This window comes from Streptomyces sp. NPDC006602 (assembly GCF_042870385.1).
GTDB lineage: Bacteria > Actinomycetota > Actinomycetes > Streptomycetales > Streptomycetaceae > Streptomyces.
This window is the reverse complement of the sequence record NZ_JBIAHG010000007.1, coordinates 340,536-356,941: the sequence shown is the minus strand read 5'-3', so window position 1 is coordinate 356,941 and position 16,406 is coordinate 340,536. Positions and strand designations below refer to the sequence as shown.

The window sequence follows — 16,406 nt, the reverse complement described above, 5'->3', positions numbered from 1 at the left end:
CCGTTGCGCCACCCCGCACAGGCCCTGCCTCCCTCATTCCTTCCAGGACCTGCTCCGCATCTCCATGCGCCTGGCTCCCTGGGCACCCGCGCTTATCAGTAGGATCGACGCCTACGCGAACGACGCCTACGCGAACGAGAAACCATCTCGGCACAGCGGTACACGGGGGCGTCGGTGCCAGGACGTATCAATCGCGAAGGATGAGTGCATTCGGTGAGCGTCGTCATCATCAAACGGCCACCGCGGATAGTTCCCCCGGTCGTCCCGGACGGCGAGGTCAAACTCGAGACGCCGCCCGAGATCCCACGCGAGGGCGACGAGAGCATGCTGATGAACCTGCTGCCCATGATGGGCATGCTGGGTTCCGTCGGCTTCTTCTTCATGCCCAGCCTGCCCGCCTACATGAGGGTGGTCGGCGGGCTGATGCTGGCCTCGACGCTGGCCATGGCCATCGCCCAGTTCGCCAAGGCCCGGCAGGGCGGCGGCGCGGGGATGGCCCAGGACCGGCGTGACTACTTCCGCTATCTCGAACAGGTCCGCAAGGACGTACAGAAGACCGCTGAACTGCAGCGGCAGAGTCAGCTTTTCCAGCATCCCGACCCGGAGCAGCTGTGGGCGGTCGCGGCCGACGGCAAGCGTCTGTGGGAGCGGCGCCCGACCGACGCGGACTTCGCCTCCGTACGGATCGGTTGCGGTGTGCAGCAGTTGAACACTCCGCTCGTCGCGCCGGAGACGGCGCCCAAGGAGGAGCTGGAGCCGCTGACCGCGGCTGCCATGAAGGCATTCCTCGACGCGCACGGCAGTCTCAACGACCTGCCCGTCTCCGTCTCGTTGCGCGCCTTCTACCACATGACGATCTGTGGAGACGCCGACTCGGTGTACGGCAGCGCCCGCGCGGCACTGTCCCAGCTCGCGACGCTGCACTCGCCCGAGGACCTGGTGATCGCCGTGGTGGCGCACCCCTCCGCGGCCGCGGACTGGGACTGGATCAAGTGGCTGCCGCACAGCCAGCACCCGAAGGCGAAGGACGGAGCGGGCTCGAGCCGGCTCCTGTTCGACGACCTCGGTGAGCTGGAGGAGGCGCTGGCGGACCAGTTGAGCGACAGACCCCGCTGGAACCGGGACGCGAACCCCGTCTACGACCAGCCGCACCTGATCGTGGTGCTCGACGGCGGCACCGTACCGCCGGACTCCGAACTCGCCAGCGCCGAAGGCCTCCAGGGCGTCACCTTCCTGGAGATCGCCCCCGGTGAGCTGGAGGAGGACCTCCGCGCGGGTCTGACGGCCTATGTGAAGCCGGACCGAATGCGGCTGTTCGTCGGCAACGACTCGGCGTACACCGGCAAGCCCGACGTGCTGAACCAGGCACAGGCCGAGTCCCTGGCGCGGCAGCTCGCCCCCTTCCGGGTCGGCACCGCGGAGGAGGGCGAACCCCTCCTGTCCAACCTGGACTTCACGGATCTCATGGGCATCGGCGACGCGGGCACCGTGGACGTCTCCCGCACCTGGCGTCCGCGCACGCTGCACGAGCGGCTGCGGGTACCGATCGGTGTCGGCGAGAGCGGCGAGCCGGTCATGCTCGACCTCAAGGAGGCCTCGCAGGAGGGCATGGGCCCGCACGGCCTGTGCGTCGGCGCGACCGGCTCCGGCAAGTCCGAGGTGCTGCGCACGCTGGTGCTCGGTCTCGCGGTGACGCACTCCTCGGAGACGCTGAACTTCATCCTCGCGGACTTCAAGGGCGGTGCGACGTTCGCCGGTATGGCGGACATGCCGCACACCGCGGCCGTGATCACCAACCTCGCGGACGACCTCACCCTCGTCGACCGTATGCGTGACTCGATCATGGGTGAGACGCAGCGCCGTCAGGAGCTGCTGCGGACGGCCGGCAACTACGCCAACCTGCACGACTACGAGAAGGCCCGGGCGGCGGGCGCCGCGCTGGAGCCGATGGCCTCGCTGGTCATCGTGCTCGACGAGTTCTCCGAACTCCTCACCGCCAAGCCGGACTTCATCGACATGTTCATCCAGATCGGCCGTATCGGCCGTTCGCTGGGTGTGCACCTGCTGCTGGCGTCGCAGCGTCTGGAGGAGGGCAAGCTGCGCGGCCTGGACACGTACCTGTCGTACCGGATCGGTCTGCGTACCTTCTCCGCGGCCGAGTCCCGTACGGCGATCGGTGTTCCGGACGCCTACCACCTGCCGTCGATTCCCGGTTCCGGTTATCTGCGGTACGACACCGACACCATGGTCCGTTTCAAGGCGGCGTACGTGTCGGGGCCGTACCACGGCGAGGGCCCGTCCCGGGTGCACCGCTCGACCCAGCTGCGGCCCGCGCTGTTCACGGCGGAGCACGTGGCGCTGCCCCCGCAGCCGGTGATCGAGGAGCCGGAGGCCGACAACCGCGTGGACGACGCGCTGGCCGACACCGTCCTCGACGTCATCGTCGGCAGGATGGTCAACCAGGGACCGCCCGCCCACCAGGTGTGGCTGCCCCCGCTCGAGGAGGCGCCTTCGCTGGAGCAGCTCCTCCCCCAGCTCGCCGTCACCCCGGAACGCGGCCTGACCGCGCCCGAGTACACGGCGCTCGGCCGGCTCAACGTGCCGGTCGGCCTGGTGGACAAGCCGTTCGAGCAGCGGCGTGACGTGCTGTACCGGGACTTCGCCGGCGGCGCCGGCCACGGTCTGTTCGTCGGTGGTCCGCAGTCCGGCAAGTCGACGCTGCTGCGCTCGCTCATCTCGGCGTTCGCCCTCACCCACACGCCCTCCGAAGTGCAGTTCTACTGCCTGGACTTCGGCGGTGGCAGCCTGATCTCGATGGAGGACCTGGCCCACGTCGGCGGGGTCGCCAACCGTCTCGACGCGGAGAAGGTGCGCCGTACGGTCAGCGAGGTCGAGGGGATCCTCAACGCACGCGAGGAGTACTTCCGCACCAACAACGTCGACTCGATCCAGACCTTCCGGCAGCGCCGGGCCGCCGGGCATCTGCCCGACCAGGCCTGGGGTGACGTCTTCCTCGTCATCGACGGCTGGGCCACGTTCAAGACGGACTACGAGCTGCTCGAGTCCACCGTCACGGAGATCGCGACGCGCGGCCTCGGCTTCGGTGTGCACGTGATCCTGACCGCGAGCCGCTACACCGAAGTGCGGCCCGCGCTCAAGGACATGCTGCAGAACCGCATCGAGCTCAGGCTCGGTGACCCGACCGAGTCGGAGATCGACCGCAAGGTCGCGCAGAACGTCCCCGCGAGCGTGCCGGGCCGCGGTCTGACCCAGGACAAGCTGCACTTCATGACCGCGCTGCCGCGGGTCGACGGCTCCTCGGAGACGGAGGACCTGTCGGAGGCGACATCGATCCTCATCCGCGGCATCAACGACAACTGGCAGGGCCATCACGCCCCGGCCGTACGGCTGCTGCCCAAGGTCCTGCCGTCGGACGCGCTGCCCAAGGGGTTCGAGCACCCGGACCGCGGTGTGGCCATCGGCATCGACGAGTCGTCGCTCGCGCCCGTCTTCGTCGACTTCGAGACGGACCCGCACTTCATCGTGTTCGGTGAGAGCGAGTCCGGTAAGTCAGCGATGCTGAGGCTGCTCATCAAGCAGATCACCGAGCGCTACACGCCGGACCAGGCGAAGATCGTCATGGGTGACTACCGGCGTGCCCACCTGCAGGGTGTGCCCGAGTCGCACCTGTCGCGGTACTGCGCGTCGGCGCCCGCCCTGTCGGAGACGCTGGAGGGTCTCGCCGGCTCGCTCAGCCGCCGGATGCCGGGCCCGGACGTCACTCCCGAGCAGTTGCGCAACCGCAGCTGGTACAGCAGCCCGGACGCGTTCGTCATCATCGACGACTACGACCTGGTGGCGACGGGCATGAACCCGCTGGCCCCGCTCCAGGAGTACCTGCCCTTCGCCCGTGACGTGGGCCTGCGCGTCATCATCGCGCGCGCGTCGGGCGGTGCGAGCCGGTCGCTGTACGAGCCGGTGATGCAGCGGATGCGTGAGCTCGGTGCCCAGGGCATCGTGCTCTCCGGCGAGCGGTCGGAGGGTGCGCTGCTCGGCAACATCACTCCCTCGCAACTGCCGCCCGGGCGTGGGTACTTCCACACGCGGCGGCGTGGCGGGCAGCTAATCCAGACGGGGTGGCTGCCGGCTCGGTTCTGACGGCTGTCAACTCGTAGGAAAAGGGCGGCATCCGCGTGGGTGCCGCCCTTCTGCGGTGTCAGTGGCCACCGCTAAAGTGGCATTGCGAGTGAGGCAGTGCGAGTGAGGCATTGCGAGAAGAGACGAGCCACGGGGGGCAGTTGTGCCGTCGGACTACATGGATTCCGATCCCAAGGTCCTCAAGGACGAGGGCTTCAACATGTTCACGGTCGGCCAGGACTTCGCCAAGGCCGTGAAGAGCCTGCAGGACGGGCTGACCGGTCTCGAGAAGGGTGACACCCCGCCGTGGGGTGACGACGACATCGGTGAGAAGTTCGGCGTCGTCTACGAGGGCCTGCGCGACGGCATGTACCAGTCGATGGGCAGCCTGGCGGAGCGGCTGGCGGGGATAGGGATCGCCTTCACCAAGATGGGCGTGGCCCACGAGCAGAACGAGGCCAACGAGCTGGACATCTGGAAGGCGACGACCGCCGAGTACGACGGCCAGGTGAAGCTGCCGCCGGGAGTAGCACAGGGCACGCTCACAAAGGCGCAGAACACCTGATCAGCAGCGAGGTGCGGCGGCCACAAGTAGGGTGAGACGCGTACTTCGTTCGCCTGTCAGGAAGAGGCCCCCGCAGCATGACCGAGGCACAGAACGACGAGGTCGAGACTCCGGCCGAGACTTCGCCCGAGACGCAGACCGAGACTCCGGCCGAGATCAAGGCGCGCAAGGAGCGGGAGCGGGACGAGCTGTACGCCCTCGACATCTCGGGCGTCGAGTGGCACAGCGCGCCCGGTACGGAGCAGCACGAGGAACGGGTCGAGATCGCGTACCTCCCCGAGGGCGCCGTGGCCATGCGCTCCTCCCTCGATCCCGACACCGTGCTGCGGTACACCGAGGCGGAGTGGCGGGCGTTCGTGCTCGGGGCGCGGGACGGGGAGTTCGACCTGGAGCCTGCGCCGCACGACGGGGGCGTGGCGGCCGACTAGGCGCTCCGCTGACCGCTGGAGATGCCACGAGGGTGCCGCCGATCGTCAGCGGCACCCTCGTGCTCCGTGATCAGCGATCAGCGATCAGCGATCAGAAGTCAGTACAGCGAGAAACCGCCGCTGTGCCGCCCTGGGCTCTGTGTCCCGGACCTCGAGTCCTCGCTCTCCGACCGCCTCGGCCCGGACGGCTCGGACGGACCGGAGGAGGGGTTTCCGCTCTCCCCCGCCCCCTCGTGAATGAGCTGCTCGCGCTCCTCTTCGGAGAGGGCATCCCACTTGCCCCGCAGGGAGGCCATGCCCCCGCCCAGGGCGCGTGCCACCGCAGGATCCTCCAGCGCGTCACGCAGGGCGAGGCGACCGGAGAGCAGCCTCTTCGCCGCGTCCTCCATGTCCTTGCCGACGGCGTCGGTCTCGGACAGCTTGCGCAGGGCCGAGTTCAGCGAACGTATCTGCCCCGGTTCGAGCGCTTCGTCCAGCACACCGCGGTCCTGCGAAGAAGCCTGCGGGTTCGGTGAGTTCTCGGGTTGCCTGGTCATGTGGCCTCTCCTCGCTGCCCTGGCCTCTCGGACACCCGAAGTATCTCCCGTCAGGTACGGATGCCATGCTGACCCCCCATTGTCCGATGGTCGATGTCCGAAGATGAGAAGGACCGCATTGCCATGGCGCGAACGCAAGGCACAGGACAAGGCGCAGGAACCGACCGTTCCGCCGCCGGCCTCGTCGGAAGAGCCTTCGGCCGCCTCGGGCGCGCGGGCGGCCTGGTCTTCCTCCTCGCGGGCCTCGCCCTGAGCGGATGGGGCGCGTACGAGGGGGCGTACGCGGCGGGATGGGCGGGCACGCACGGCACTCTGACGGTGAAGCAGTGCGAGCTGAACTCCTCGCTCAACACCTCGCGCAGCAGCCGCAAGAAGCGCCTCAATGTCCGTTGTGAGGGCACTTTCGTGTCCGAGGACGGCAAGAGCACGGACGCCAACGCCGCGGTGCAAGTGAGAGGCAAGTACGCGCAGGGCACCGAACTGTCGGTGCAGCAGGCTGACGCGCCTACGGCGGACACCGCCACGGACGGCGGCTACATCCAGACCAACAAGCCCCGGGGCTGGCGCTTCTTCGCCGCCTTCTTCGGCGGCTGGGTCCTCACCGGCCTCGGCGTCTTCTGCCTCGCCAGTGGGTATGCGCCGTTCGGCCAGAGCCGGATCTCGTTCGATGCGGCGTGGGAGGCGGCGGGACGGGCGGTGACGCGCCCGATCCTGATCGGGATGCTCGGGGTGGGCATCGTCGGAGCCGGGGTGTCGTTCCTGGTCAGCTACTTCGTCTGATCGGCCCCGGTGGAGGCCGGGAGGCGTTCCGGGGGGTAGCCTGCGCCGGTCAACTTCGCGTTGATCTCTGTTCGTCCAGTCAATTTCGTTCAGTTGATTACGGGGTCTCTCAGGCATGTCGACGCCTCCACCGCAGTACCCGAACCAACAGCCGTACGGGCAACCGCAACAGCCGTATGGGCAGCCTCAACAGCCGTACGGCCAACCGCAGCAACCTTACGGACAGCCTCAACAGCCGCACGGATACCCGCAACCGCCGCAGCCGCAGCCGCCACGCGGGCCTCAACGCCACCAGCCGGGAGGTGTGTTGCGGCTTGTCAAGGCCGGTGTCGTCGTCATCGCGATCTTCGGCGGTCTGGGCTATTACGTCTGGGACTACAACACGAGCCCCACCGGCGGCAAGGCGAAAGCGGAGGCTTCGGCGTCCGCATCCGCTGATGCTCACGACCCGGACATCGGGGACTGCGTCAAGGTCGCGGACCCCGACGGCGACCCCGTTCCGACGGTCGTCGACTGTGACTCCTCCGAGGCCGAGTACAAGACGGGGGACCGGCTGTACGGCAATGGCGTGGAATGCGGGTCGGAGTACGACTACGGCATCCAGTACCGCAACAGCCGGAGTGTCGACTACACGTTGTGCTTCACCAAGGTCTGAGCTTCGGCTCGCTTCCCCGGCCACCGTCCGCGGGAGCGGGCGGCGGCGGGTGCCGTGTTGAGGGACTTCGCTAAGCTCACGCCCCATGTCGCCGTCGCACACCCTCTCCCCCGCGCCGGACGCCACGGTCATACCCACCGGCCGCCGCGGCGCCATGACCGGGCTCCCCTGCTCCGTCCTCCTCATCGCGATCGGCGCCGTAGGCGTCTCGGGCGCTGTCGTGGTTGCTACCGGGAACCAGAAAGGGGAGTCCACCGCCGCGGGGTTCGCGGGCCTCGCGTTCATGGTGGCGCTCGGCGTTCTCGGCGTGTTCCTCTTCATCGGCCACTGGGCGAACCGCCGCAACAGGATCCTCGTCGATCACACCGGCCTGTGGGTCGACAGCGGAAACCTTCGGAACGTCATCCCCTGGCAGACCCTCGCCGAAGTTGGCCTGCACTGGAGCAAGTTCGGCCGCAACCAGAAGGTCTACTCCCTGGAGCTGTTCCCCGCCGGCCCCGTCGACCGGGACGATCCGGTGCTGTGGACCCTGGTCCGCGACGAGGAGCCATCGCACCCCGGCCTCCCCCGCGTGCGCTACCGACTGCCCTTCCCTGCCGCCCAACAGCAGCAGGTGGTCGCGGCGGTCCAGCAGTACGTCCGACAGATCTGGCTCGGCGAGTCCGAGCGCGCGGTCGGCCACATCGGCCGCCCCGACGTCAAGGGACATCGGGAGCGCACTCGGGGCCGTACGCCGTGAGCGGTCTCGTCTGTTGAGGTAACCGTCATGACCTGAAACGGATTTGTGACAGCAAGCCCCTGAAGTTGCCTGCGGGTGATTCCGTAAGCTTTGCCGACGGCTGTACTCCTGTGTGTTTTCCCTTGACCGGTGAGGGAGTTGTACGGCCGTGTTGTCTGACGGGGGTGCTTTCTGCTGTGTCGATGATGCTGCCGGACGAGCTCGAATGGGTTCTCGAGATGCTCGGCTACAACTGGCCGACGGCGGACGAGGACAAGCTCAGAGACTCCGCCTCCCAGTGGCGGAAGTTCGGCGACGACGTCACCGCGCTGCATGAGAGGGCGAACGCCAGCGCCCGCCAGGTGACCGCCTACAACGCCGGCGACTCGATCGACGCGTTCACCAAGACCTACGCCAAGTTCGACGGCGGCGGCGGCTCCGACGGCTACCTCGCCAACGCGGCCCAGGCCGCCCACATCATCGCGAACGTGCTGGAAGCCTGCGCCTACCTCGTCGAGTTCGCCAAATGGGCGGTGATCGCCCAGCTGATCGCCCTGGCCATCGAGATCTTCGCCGCCCAGGCCGCCGCGCCCTTCACCTTCGGCCTGTCCGAGGTCGCCGCGCTCGGTGCGACCCAGGCCACCCGGCTGATCGTGCGCCGTCTCCTCGACGAGCTCAAGGACGCCATCCTGGAGGCGATCGTCGAGGCGATGAAGGAGCCCGCCGTCTCCGCGATCGAGGCGATCATCACCGACCTGGTCCGCCAGACGGTGAACGTCGGCTTCGGCGCCCAGTCGGGTTATGACCTCGCCACGACCGCCAAGGCCGGCGCCGACGGCGCCTGGGAAGCCGTCAAGCAGACCCCGCAGACCCTCGCCGAGGGGGTGCGCGACAGTCTGGGCGCGAAGGCTGGCAGCCGGGCTCACCATGCCATCGACAGCCGTATCGACGGGTATGACGGGGCGTCGGGGACGTCGGGCCCCTCGGGAGCTGATGGCGGGGACGGCTCGGGGGGCGGTGACGGGGGTTCGGGCTCGTCCTCCGACTCGTCTTCATCCGGCTCGTCTTCGTCCGGCTCCGACTCCAACTCCAACGGCTCCGGTTCGTCGGGGTCGGACTCCTCGGCGTCGACGCGTTCGGGCAGCGGCGTGGGCACGAACATAGGTAGCGGCATATCCGCCGACACCGGCGGCAGTGGTATCGGCGGGCCGGATCTGGGTGCGGGGCCGGGCTCCGACTCAGGGTCCGGGTCGTCCGACTCCGGGTCCGGGTCCGGGCAGAATTCTTCCGCCTCGGACACGTCGGCCGCCAGGCCAACACCATCACTGTCAGGTCCGACGCTGTCGGACTTCGACGACCCCACACCCAGCGGAACATCGCCCGGAGCTACGGACTCCAACGGTTCGTCCGGCCCGTCCCACTCCGGCGGAGGCTCCTCCGTCTCCGGCCTCTCGTCGCCGACCTCGCAGTCCGCGCCCAGCCACGCATCATCCGGCGGTACGTCGTCCTCGACGGGCGGCGGCACGATCGGCACCTCGATCGACAGCCTCGCCGCCAGCGCCCCCACCCAGACCAACGCGGCGCCCACACCGACGACCAGCGACCCGTCCCCTGCGGGCACCGGAAGCCGTGCGGATGGCGGCTCGGCCATACCGACGTCGCCCGTGGCGCCGTCCACCGCGGGTGGTGGGACCGGCTCGCACCATGGCGGGAGTACGTCCGGCAGCACCCCGTCCGGAACGAGCCCGACCAGTCCGAGCCCCAACTCGGGCGCAGCGAGGAACCCTTCCGCCAGTACGCCCTCTCCCACGGGAACCGGGCCTGCCTCCACCCCGAGCCCCACGTCTCCGGCGACGACGCCACGGAGCACTCCGACCCCGACGCCGGACGGTCGCGCCCCCGGTACGGCGGACGGTCGCGTTCCGGGTACGGCGGACGGTCGTACACCCGGCACGCCGGACGGCCGGACACCGACGCAGCGCACGCCTGGGAGCACGACGCCGGGCGACGGTACGACGTCTCGGAACACGCCTGGGAACACAACCCCCGGCGACCGCACCGCGCCTCGCAACACGACGCCGGGCGACGGTACGACGTCCCGCAACACCCCGGGCCAGAACCCGAGCACGAGCAACCCGAACCAGAACCCGGCCCAGTCGACTCCCCCCAGGACCGCATCGCCGTCCACGAGCACGCCGACGACGACGCCCTCGACGTCGACCGGCACCGGATCCGAGCGCGCCTCGACGCCGAGCGGCAGTACCCCAGGCTCCTCGAACTCCTCGACACCGAGCAGCCGTACCCCGAACTCCACGGCCCAGCCCGGTCCCGCCACCAGCCACACCACCCCGGGCACACCCGGCACCCAGAACCAGCCGGGCCCCGGCACCGGCTCCACTCCCTCCAGGTCTCCGCAGCAGCCCGCGGGCAGCACGCCCGGCACACCCGGCACTCCCAACACCCCGCAGCAGCCGGTCGCGCAGCCCGGCACGCCGCCGCAGAACACCCCGCCCAACAACCCGCAACAGCAACAGCATCAGCAGGTGACGGCGGTCCCGATCCACACCGTCGTCCGCACTCCGAGTGCTGCGGCGCCACCGTCGCACGCGGGCCCTGTCACACCACACCAGCCGGGCTCGCCCCAGTCCGACCCCGGCACCCCCAAGAACAAGCAACACCCGCAGCAGGACAGCCTGGAGGACATCCGCGGGGACCTGGACCACTACCCCGGCGGCCTGACCGACCCCGACCCGGCCGACCAGCAGGCACTGGCCGACGCCGTACCGCACAACGAGGACGGCACCCCGGAGCGCTTCCCCGACCCCTCCGGCTCGTGGCCACAACTCCAGAACGACGGCGGCAACACCGTCCCCGGACGCAGCAACAACTGCGCCGACTGTTCCCGCTCCTTCCTGGAGACCTGGTACGGAAACCCCCAGGTCTCCGCCCCCCGCACCCTCGACACCGACGAACACGGCAACCCCGACCCGTTCGCCCCCGAGAGCAACGCGAACGAGAACCAGATCCGCTGGACGGGCGCCGCTCACACCTACGCCGGTCCCGGCAACGACCCCGCGACCGCGAACAACATCGCGTCGGTCCTCCAGCAGTCCGGCCCCGGCTCGGCGGCCATCGTCCAGGTCGACTGGCCCGGCGGGGGCGGCCATGCCTTCAACGTCGTCAACCACGACGGCAACATCGTCTGGATCGACACCCAGAGCGGCGAGGTCAGCAACGAGCCGCTCCACATCGACAACGCGGAACACGTCTGGCACATCCCGCTGGACGCCGACCGGAACCCGATCGACACCACCCCGCCCGAGGCGGACGACTCCGAGAGCCAGACCGGCGAGGACTCCCAGTCGGAGAACTCCGAGAACAACGGGCAGCCGGAGAACAGCCAGAACCCGCAGAACGACATCTCGGGCGACACCCCGAAGCAGGCCGACGACACCGACACGGGAACCAACTCCCCCAAGCGGCCCCCGGAGACGCCCGACGCGACGAACAACGCGGACCCCGCGCGGCCGTCGACCGCCGACCCGAACGCGTCGCCGGACCCAACGGACGGCAAGCCCGAAAACGAGAACGGCCGCCCCCAGAACGAGAGCAACAACCCGCCCGAGCCGGACAGCACGCCTGATGGCCGGGAACCGTCCCAGGAGACCCCGGACAACCGGCAGCCTTCCCCGGCCGAGACACCGAGCACCCCGGACCAGAAGTCACGCCCTGACGAGGCGACGCACCCCGACGAGGAAGGCTCCACCCCCGACAAGGAGTCCCAGCAGCCGACCGCGACGACGGAGAGCCCGGCGCGGCCCGACTCCCCTTCGGAGCACCGGCAGCCGCCCACCGACACCACACCCGACAACGCCGACAACGGCACGCCGGACCAGGCCACGCCCCCCACCCGGCCTGCGATGGACACCCCGAACGACCCCACGCCCAACCGGGACACACCTCAGCAGACCAACACGCCCTCGGACCCACGTACGTCCATTCCACATCAGCAGACCGGGGACCCGCGCGCCGCCGATCCGCGCACCACGGATCCGCGTGCGTCCGATCCCCGCACCTCGGACCCTCGTACGCCGGACCCGCATCGGGAAGCCCCCACACAGAAGAAGCCGGAGACCAACGAGCGGCCCGACGACCAGCGCCCGAGCACCTCGCCACGGCCGGACCAGACGCGTCCAGATCACCTGGATGACCCGCGGTCGGAGACTCCGGACAAGGACCCGTCCGAAACCCCGGACCGGACACGGCCCGACGACTCGCACCAGCCGTCGGCCGAGGACCACCGTGACCGGCCGAGCGACATGAACAAGGACTCCGCGGTCCCGACCCGCGAGAGCTTGCCTGACGGGAAGACCGCCGACGCCTCCAGCTACGTCAAGGACTCCACCAACGGCAAACAGCCGTTGTACGGCCCTGTCTCGAGCGAGAGCGCTACGGGCACGAACAGGCCTGATACGGATGGCACCGCACCTCCACGTGGTCCTGCCGAACCCGGCGCGCGCAGCGAGGACGGCAAGAAGTTCGTCCGCAAGATGGTCGACTTCGCCAATGAGAGCAGAGAGAACCGCAAGAAGTACTGGCAGAAGAACGGCAATCGCAACAACCTGGACGACAGGGTCGATGGCCAAAGGCTTCCGCAGCTCAAGCGGGACCCGGACCAGCCGGACGATCCAGATAAATTCATTGCGGCCAGCGACGTCCCGCCACCGGACGCGCCCGACTACATGCCCGAAAGTATCGTTAAGCCCGTCAGGCTGGGACGCGAAGCCGGCCAGATCACACCCGAGAATCTTGAGAATCTCGACGCGGAGACCAATGACCGCGAATGGACACTCCAGGCCGACCGCATCGCCGAGGCCGCCAAGCTGCAGGCAAAGGAGGACCACGGCGAGGATTCTGAGGAATACAAAGCGGCCAAGCGCGTGTACGCGGACACACATTCCGCGGTACGCGACATCGGCGAGAGCCACGGCGAGAACGCGGCGCTGCACCATGCGATGGCCAGCCAGCACCCTGAATACGTACTGGTCGACGTACCTCACACCGGTAACGGCAGCGATCAGTTCGACCAGATTTACGAGGACCCGAACAAGCCCGGCCATTACATCGTGGTCGAAGCCAAGGCGCCCACGGGTCAGCTCGGTGAACGCAACGGCCATACCGGCAAGAAGGTGATGCAGGGCACCCGGGAGTATTTCGAAACCATCAACATGCTGATGCAGGATGGGACCCCAGAACAACTGGCAATTGCCAACAAGCTGGAAACCGCCTATGAACTGGGGAACGTCCAGTACGTCTTGGTGCAGTCCAAGGTCGAAAGCGATCCGGAAGCCAACGCGCAGGCCAACAACGGGAACCATGAAGGCGGTTACCTAGGCGAGGACGGTCACCGTGATCGCAAGAGGTACGGTGGAGCGAACATGGACTACTTCGACATCCGGAAGCCGGAGGACAGGCAGCAATGACTACACAAGTGACCCGTCACGAGGTGCCTGCCGACCGAATTCACAGTCCGCAACAGCTCCTTGACGACACTGAAGCACGGGCCCGGAAGCTCGAAACCATGCCCAGCACGTTCAACACGGGACTGAACCGGGCATTGGCGAACGCCAAGAATCACTGCGCCCTCGATCCCCGCGCCGCACGGATCGAGACCTGGGAGGCATGGGTCGCGGCCATGCAGATCGGCTCCGCCCTGTTCCGATCGGCCACCTCGTCGGAACCCACAGTGGAATGCCTGATCTCCGGCAAACTGCGGACGATCCCCACCACGGGCCCGCACTCGCCCGCCGACGCGGGCAACTGGATCACCGCGTTCTACCTGGCGCTCGTCTGCCGCAACAGTGAGCGGCTGACCGAGCTGAGCGACGTCCCGATCTCGCTGCTGCGCGAGTCCGGAGCGGTGTTCGACGAGTACATCTACAACTGGGTCGACACCCTCCAGACGTACTGGAAGGAAGGCCCCGGCCTCGGCGACAAGCTGACGGCCGCGATCAGGGGAACGGACCCGGAAGTCCTGGAGGTCACCGATCGCAGCCTGATGCTGCGCATCCTGTATCCCCCGCTCAACCTGTTCTACCGCTGGGCCGCAGGCGACGGTGAGCGCTTCAACGTCGAGCTGGTCAAGGCCCTGGAATCGCACAAGGAGTACTGGACGGCGGAGGAGTCAACGGCAGCACAGGTGAGCGGTCTCGTCGCACTGGGCCCGCTCGCGATGGCCTGCCTCGCCTACGACAGCGGCATGCCCATCGAGGTGGAGTCCGGCTACATCCCCAAGTACCTGCTGGAACGCGGCCGCGTCGGCGACTTTCCCACCTGATCCCCAACAAGGAGTGCCTCCATGGCCCCGGACATCCCTGCCCCCGCCCCCCAAGGTCCGCCCACCACCCCTGGTCAGGCCCTCGAAATCGTCCGCTCCCGCTACGCCCAGCCCAAACTCCCCGACGGCACCCCCGCCGAACTCCGGGTCCACGAGTTCGACATCGGTTACCTGGTGTACGCCGTCTACCCGCCCCGCACCGACGCCGCCGGCCGCCCCCAGGCCGCCCCGCCCGGCGGTGCCAAGATCGTGGTGTCGAAGGAGACCGGGGAGACAGTCACCGTCCCCAACTACCCGACCGAGCAGGCGATCGCGCTGTACCGGAAGAACCTCACGCAGAACCCGTGACGGCCGGGCATGCCCACCAGGGCCGGCCCTTCAGCAACCGCTCACCCGACTACCCCAACCAGGACTGATACCCATGGCCCGCGCAACCGATGGCTACGCACCGCATCCCTACATAGGCGGCCGCACCGCAGTGCTGCGTGCCCTCGCCGCCTGGCGGACGGAGTGGCCCGGCACCCCGCGCGTCGTGGTCCTGACGGGAGACCCGGGCAGCGGCCGATCACATCTGCTCACCGGATTCCTGATGCTCTGCGACCCGGAGTACCGCAAGCGACTCCCTCTGGGCGACCTCGACCCGTCGACCGTGCCGCCCGAGCTGCCCGCACCCGCCGTGCCGGGCGCAGCCGGGCTGACCGCAGCCCAGGTCGTCTGGCTTCTCGCCGATCATTTCGGCCTGGAGGCCGAGGACGTGTCGGGCGTGTTCACCGAGCTGGCCGCCCTCACGGGCCCCGTGACCGTGGTCGTACCGGACGTCGACCGGGCCGGACCGGTGCGTACGACAGACGAACCGGCTCGGCTCACGCGCGAGGTACTCAAGCCTCTCGCCGCCATCGAGACGGTCCGCCTGCTCACCGATATGCCTCGCCGGCTCGCGGAAGAGTTCACAGTCGACCTCCCTGCCGACTCAGTGCAGATCATCGACCTCGACGCACCGCAATGGGCAGACCCACAGGGCCTGGTACTGCAGGCCGCGGCCCTGCTCAACCCCCAACTCAACGCGACACCCCTGCCGTTCATCACCGACCCACCGGCGAGACGGTCTCTCACCGAGGCGATCGGACGCCGAGCCGGGACCAGTCCGCTCATCGTGGAACTCGCCGTGCAGAGCATCTTGACGAGCCCGGACACCGTCGCCCCGTACGACGAGTCCCTCCTCCCCTCCTCCATCGGCCAGGCCCTCGACCTGCACGCCCGCCGCCTCGGAGCAGATCCCCACACACTGCGCCGCCTCCTGGCGCCCTTGGCCCTCGCGGAGGGTGACGGTGTCCCCGTAGACATCTGGGCGCGGCTCGTCAACGCCCTTGCGGGCAAGGACATGAGCGAAGTCGTCGCAGACAGCAGCGCGCTGGCCGGACCGTTCATCCAGTCACCTCACCCGGACGCGGACGGCAGCACGCATACGCTCCTACGGCTGCTCCATCCGGCCATCGCCGACGAGATCCGCGCCGGCCTGCCCAGCGTCCGCGCCGCCCAGACCCAAATCGCCATGGCGCTGCTGGAGGCCGTACCGGAGCAGGACTGGAGCAAGGCCGCCCCGTACGTACGCGACCACATCGCAGGCCACACCCTGGAAGCGGGCCTGCTGCCCCAACTCCTCACGGACCCCGGGCTGTTCGTACACGCCGATCCCGTACCGCTGCGCGCCGCCATCGAGGCCGTCCCACCCGAGGAACTCGGCGCACCCGCCCGAACCTACCTGCGCACGGCCCCCCTCATGACCCGCACCCAGGCACCCGCCGCCCTGCGCGCCGCCCTCCTGGAAACCGCGTTCGTCGAGGACGGCCTGCCCGAGTACGCCGCCGCCATACACGGGCTCGGCCTCGGCACAGAGTGACTACACGAGTGACACGTCACGAGGTGCCCTGCCGACCGTGTTCTCGAGGTGCAAGCACTCGTTGCCGACACTGAAACGCGGGTCCGGAAGCTCGAAACCATGCCCAGCACGTTCAACACCGGTTTGAACAGGGCACTGGCGAACGCCAAGAACCATTGCGCCCTCGATCCGCACGCCGCACGCATCGAGACCTGGGAGGCATGGGCCGCTGCCATGCAGATCGGCTCCGCCCTGTTCCGGACCGCCACCTCATCGGAACCCACGGTGGAATGCCTGATCTCAGGCAAGCTGCGTACACCATCTACGACTGGGTGGAAGCGCTGCAGGCGTACTTCCTCAAGCGCCCGGAG

At 68.6% G+C, this 16,406-nt stretch carries 11 protein-coding genes; 10 read left to right on the top strand and 1 reads right to left on the bottom strand.

The window, feature by feature from the left end:
* Positions 1-213 precede the first annotated feature (213 nt).
* The 3 genes from eccCa to ACFYO2_RS21490 all read left to right on the top strand — a co-directional run bounded on the left by eccCa (position 214) and on the right by ACFYO2_RS21490 (position 5,130).
* Positions 214-4,158: a type VII secretion protein EccCa gene (gene eccCa / locus ACFYO2_RS21500; protein ID WP_388351232.1), complete on the top strand. Its 3,945-nt coding sequence runs from the start codon at positions 214-216 to the stop codon at positions 4,156-4,158.
* A 157-nt stretch (positions 4,159-4,315) separates the two neighbouring features.
* Complete coding sequence (locus tag ACFYO2_RS21495) at positions 4,316-4,702, top strand: hypothetical protein (RefSeq protein WP_388351229.1); 387 nt, start codon at positions 4,316-4,318, stop codon at positions 4,700-4,702.
* Positions 4,703-4,779: 77 nt separating this feature from the next.
* Positions 4,780-5,130, top strand: coding sequence for a DUF397 domain-containing protein (locus ACFYO2_RS21490; protein WP_388351226.1), 351 nt, complete (start codon positions 4,780-4,782; stop codon positions 5,128-5,130).
* A gap of 98 nt (positions 5,131-5,228) precedes the next feature.
* Here ACFYO2_RS21490 and ACFYO2_RS21485 read toward each other — a convergent pair whose 3' ends face one another.
* The gene (locus ACFYO2_RS21485) at positions 5,229-5,666 is read right to left on the bottom strand and encodes a hypothetical protein (RefSeq protein WP_388351224.1); all 438 of its coding nucleotides are present in this window, start codon (positions 5,664-5,666) and stop codon (positions 5,229-5,231) included.
* Positions 5,667-5,789: 123 nt separating this feature from the next.
* Here ACFYO2_RS21485 and ACFYO2_RS21480 point away from each other — a divergent pair, with 123 nt between their 5' ends.
* From ACFYO2_RS21480 to ACFYO2_RS21450, 7 genes are all read left to right on the top strand, one after another.
* Positions 5,790-6,446 (top strand): hypothetical protein, encoded by a 657-nt coding sequence (locus ACFYO2_RS21480; protein ID WP_388351222.1) that lies wholly within the window; start codon positions 5,790-5,792, stop codon positions 6,444-6,446.
* Between the two features lie 307 nt (positions 6,447-6,753).
* On the top strand, positions 6,754-7,101 hold the full coding sequence (locus ACFYO2_RS21475) for a hypothetical protein (protein ID WP_388351219.1): 348 nt from the start codon (positions 6,754-6,756) through the stop codon (positions 7,099-7,101).
* 85 nt (positions 7,102-7,186) lie between these two features.
* A complete protein-coding gene (locus ACFYO2_RS21470) occupies positions 7,187-7,840 on the top strand; it encodes a hypothetical protein (protein WP_388351216.1) in 654 nt (217 codons plus the stop codon).
* Positions 7,841-8,022: 182 nt separating this feature from the next.
* On the top strand, positions 8,023-13,302 hold the full coding sequence (locus tag ACFYO2_RS21465) for a toxin glutamine deamidase domain-containing protein (RefSeq protein ID WP_388351213.1): 5,280 nt from the start codon (positions 8,023-8,025) through the stop codon (positions 13,300-13,302).
* 98 nt (positions 13,303-13,400) lie between these two features.
* Entirely contained in the window at positions 13,401-14,156 is a 756-nt protein-coding gene (locus ACFYO2_RS21460; RefSeq protein WP_388351211.1) for an immunity 49 family protein, read from the top strand.
* Positions 14,157-14,177: 21 nt separating this feature from the next.
* Entirely contained in the window at positions 14,178-14,504 is a 327-nt protein-coding gene (locus tag ACFYO2_RS21455; protein WP_388351209.1) for a hypothetical protein, read from the top strand.
* A 73-nt stretch (positions 14,505-14,577) separates the two neighbouring features.
* Positions 14,578-16,056 (top strand): ATP-binding protein, encoded by a 1,479-nt coding sequence (locus tag ACFYO2_RS21450; RefSeq protein WP_388351206.1) that lies wholly within the window; start codon positions 14,578-14,580, stop codon positions 16,054-16,056.
* The last annotated feature ends 350 nt before the right edge of the window (positions 16,057-16,406 follow it).